At 53.6% G+C, this 3772-nt stretch carries 4 protein-coding genes; all 4 read right to left on the bottom strand.

Going from position 1 to position 3772, the window contains the following annotated elements:
• Positions 1-129: 129 nt before the first annotated feature.
• Complete coding sequence (fusA, locus tag K0F86_RS27105; protein WP_099760934.1) at positions 130-2235, bottom strand: elongation factor G; 2106 nt, start codon at positions 2233-2235, stop codon at positions 130-132.
• A 108-nt stretch (positions 2236-2343) separates the two neighbouring features.
• A complete protein-coding gene (gene rpsG / locus K0F86_RS27100) occupies positions 2344-2814 on the bottom strand; it encodes a 30S ribosomal protein S7 (protein ID WP_010394377.1) in 471 nt (156 codons plus the stop codon).
• 152 nt (positions 2815-2966) lie between these two features.
• Complete coding sequence (gene rpsL / locus K0F86_RS27095) at positions 2967-3350, bottom strand: 30S ribosomal protein S12 (RefSeq protein ID WP_010394376.1); 384 nt, start codon at positions 3348-3350, stop codon at positions 2967-2969.
• Between the two features lie 212 nt (positions 3351-3562).
• Positions 3563-3772 (bottom strand): hypothetical protein (locus K0F86_RS27090; RefSeq protein WP_219137210.1); only part of this gene is annotated, 210 nt, incomplete at its 5' end.

The following is a 3772-nucleotide window of genomic DNA, read 5'->3' as shown; positions in this document are numbered from 1 at the left end:
GCCGATGGTGCCGACGTTGACGTGCGGCTTGGTCCGTTCGAATTTACCTTTTGCCATTTTATTCTTCCTTAGAACAATGATTTAAATGTAGGGACCGGCATTCTCGTGAAAGCCGGCCCGGAACTTCTATTACTTAGCTTTCGAGCTTACGATCGCTTCAGTCACATGCTTAGGTGCTTCAGCATAGTGCTTGAATTCCATCGTGTAAGTCGCACGACCTTGGGTCGACGAACGCAACGATGTGGCGTAACCGAACATTTCCGACAGAGGCACTTCGGCCTTGATGATCTTGCCGCCACCACCAGCAATTTCATCCATGCCTTGTACCATACCGCGACGCGACGACAGATCGCCCATCACGGTACCGGCGTAGTCTTCCGGTGTTTCCACTTCCACGGCCATCATCGGCTCCAGGATGACTGGCGATGCTTTGCGGCAGCCATCTTTGAATGCCATCGAAGCGGCCATGCGGAATGCATTTTCGTTCGAGTCAACATCATGGTACGAACCGAAGAACAGCGTGACTTTCACGTCAACGACTGGGTAACCAGCCATCACGCCCGAAGTCAGCGTGTCGCGCACACCTTTTTCAACTGCAGGGATGTATTCGCGAGGAACGGTACCGCCCTTGATCGCGTCAACGAATTCGAAACCCTTGCCCGGTTCTTGCGGTTCGATCTTCAGAACCACGTGACCGTATTGACCACGACCACCCGATTGCTTGACGAATTTGCCTTCCGACTCTTCGCACACTTTACGGATCGTTTCGCGGTAAGCCACTTGTGGCTTGCCGACGGTCGCTTCAACGTTGAATTCGCGCTTCATGCGGTCAACGATGATGTCCAGATGCAACTCGCCCATACCGGCGATGATGGTCTGGCCCGATTCTTCATCGGTACGCACGCGGAACGATGGATCTTCTGCTGCCAGACGGTTCAGCGCCAGGCCCATTTTTTCCTGGTCGGCCTTGGTTTTTGGCTCGACTGCCTGCGAAATCACCGGCTCAGGGAAGACCATGCGCTCCAGCACGACGCTTGCCTTTTCGTCGCAAAGCGTATCGCCTGTGGTGGTGTCTTTCAGACCCACGACGGCGGCGATGTCGCCAGCGCGCATTTCCTTGATTTCTTCGCGCTCATTGGCTTGCATCTGCACGATACGGCCAATACGCTCACGCTTCTGCTTCACGGAGTTCAGGACCGAATCGCCCGAATTCAACGTGCCCGAATAGCAGCGGATGAAGCACAACTGACCGACGAACGGATCGGTTGCGATCTTGAACGCCAATGCCGAGAATTTCTCATTGTCGTCGGCTGCGCGCTCGACTGGCTGCTCGTCCTCGTCCAGACCTGGGACAGGTGGAATGTCGATTGGCGATGGCAGGTACTCGATGACCGCGTCCAACATGGCTTGTACGCCCTTGTTTTTAAAGGCAGTACCGCACAGCATTGGAACGATTTCGCTGGCGATGGTACGCTGACGCAAAGCAGCCTTGATCTCGGCTTCCGTCAGGTCGCCTTCTTCCAGGTACTTGTTCATCAGTTCTTCGGACGCTTCAGCAGCGGCCTCAACCATGTTTTCGCGCCACTTGGCAGCTTCAGCAGCCAGGTTGGCAGGAATTTCGCCGTATTCAAACTTCATGCCTTGCGAAGCGTCATCCCAGATGACCGCTTTCATCTTGACCAGATCGATAACACCGGTAAAGAGGTCTTCAGCGCCGATAGGCATCTGGATAGGCACTGGGTTGGCCTTCAGGCGCGAACGCATCTGATCGTAGACCTTGAAGAAGTTGGCGCCGGTACGGTCCATCTTGTTCACGAAGGCCAGACGTGGCACTTTGTACTTGTTAGCCTGACGCCAAACCGTTTCCGATTGTGGCTGCACGCCGCCGACTGCACAGTAAACCATGCAGGCGCCATCCAACACGCGCATCGAACGTTCTACTTCAATGGTGAAGTCAACGTGGCCTGGGGTGTCGATGATGTTGATGTGATGCGGAGGGAAGTTGTTTGCCATGCCCTTCCAGAAGCACGTAACAGCAGCCGAGGTAATCGTGATGCCGCGCTCTTGCTCTTGCGCCATCCAGTCGGTGGTAGCAGCGCCATCATGGACTTCGCCCAGCTTGTGGTTCACGCCCGTGTAGAACAGAACGCGCTCGGTGGTGGTCGTCTTACCTGCATCGATGTGAGCGGAGATACCGATATTGCGGTAGCGCTCAATGGGGGTCTTGCGGGCCATAATTAATCCTAAATGAATGGACAAAACCGAGCAGCATTTTTTTGCAAAAATGAGCCCGGCCTCGAACAACAGATGCTTGACAGCCGCCTTGCGGTAGCTGGCTTTATATTAGAAGCGGAAATGCGAGAACGCCTTGTTCGCTTCAGCCATACGATGGACTTCGTCGCGTTTTTTCATCGCGCCGCCACGGCTTTCAGCCGCTTCCATCAGCTCACCGCCGAGGCGTTGTGGCATCGATTTTTCGCTGCGCTTGTTAGCAGCTTCACGCAACCAACGCATGGACAGAGCCATACGACGGACTGGGCGAACTTCGACCGGCACCTGGTAGTTTGCACCACCGACGCGACGGGATTTCACCTCAACCAGCGGCTTGGCGTTGTTGATTGCGGTAGCAAAAACTTCGAGCGGATCTTTGCCCGATTTTGCTGCGATGTGCTCGAAAGCACCGTAGATGATGTTTTCTGCAACCGATTTCTTACCGGACAGCATCAGCACGTTTACAAATTTAGCGACATCAGTGTTGCCGAATTTTGGATCTGGCAAAATTTCGCGCTTGGGTACTTCACGACGACGTGGCATATCAATTCCTTTCAATCTTCAGTTGAGCGCGCGTTCTTCGCACACTCGCGGACGACCATCATAGTCTTCCACTTACTCGACCAGATGCGGTCGACTACATTCACTTAGCTAGTTGCCACTGAGCGAAACTTGGGTTTGCTGCGTACAACTTATTACTTCTTGCCAGCTTTAGCGCGCTTGGTACCGTACTTCGAACGCGATTGCTTACGGTCTTTGACGCCTTGGGTATCCAGAGCACCGCGAACCATGTGGTAACGCACACCCGGCAAATCCTTGACGCGACCGCCGCGCAACAGCACAACACTATGCTCTTGCAGGTTATGGCCTTCACCGCCAATGTACGAAATGACTTCGAAACCATTGGTCAGGCGAACTTTAGCGACTTTACGCAGAGCCGAGTTAGGCTTCTTTGGAGTCGTGGTGTAAACACGTGTGCAAACGCCACGTTTTTGCGGGCTGTTTTCCAGCGCCGGCGATTTGCTCTTCACGGTCAAAGCGACGCGTGGATTGCGAATCAATTGATTGATGGTTGGCATCGTTATAAATCCAACAAAAAACTACGATTAATAACCCGGGCAAGATGCCCGGCGACTAAAACCTCGTCCCGCTTCCATCAACTGCGCACCGGAGGCGCCCGCAGCCACTCGATAAGGAGCGGCCATGAAATGCCAGGTAATGCGTAAACGATGAGCAGAATAAAATCGAGAACTCGCTAGTTTAGACCTTGTGTTACAGGGGGTCAATCAGTTTACCGCTTTTTGCTATAAAAAAAGGCAAAAAAGAGGCACTTTTGTGGCATTTTGACTAATCTTTGGCTGCGGCGCGCAGACGCCCGCACCTCGCGGTGCTTGATGATTTGGCACTCTTTCTCTGCGACCAAGCATCGGACGCGCGCATTCTTGTACGACCGCAAGACAACAAAAGGATTGATAATAGCGGACATTTTTCGCTGCCCTCC

It is taken from the genome of Janthinobacterium sp. UMAB-60 (assembly GCF_900095235.1).
Lineage (GTDB): Bacteria > Pseudomonadota > Gammaproteobacteria > Burkholderiales > Burkholderiaceae_D > Janthinobacterium.
The sequence above is the reverse complement of the archived record's forward strand: the minus strand, read 5'-3'. Positions and strand labels throughout refer to the sequence as shown.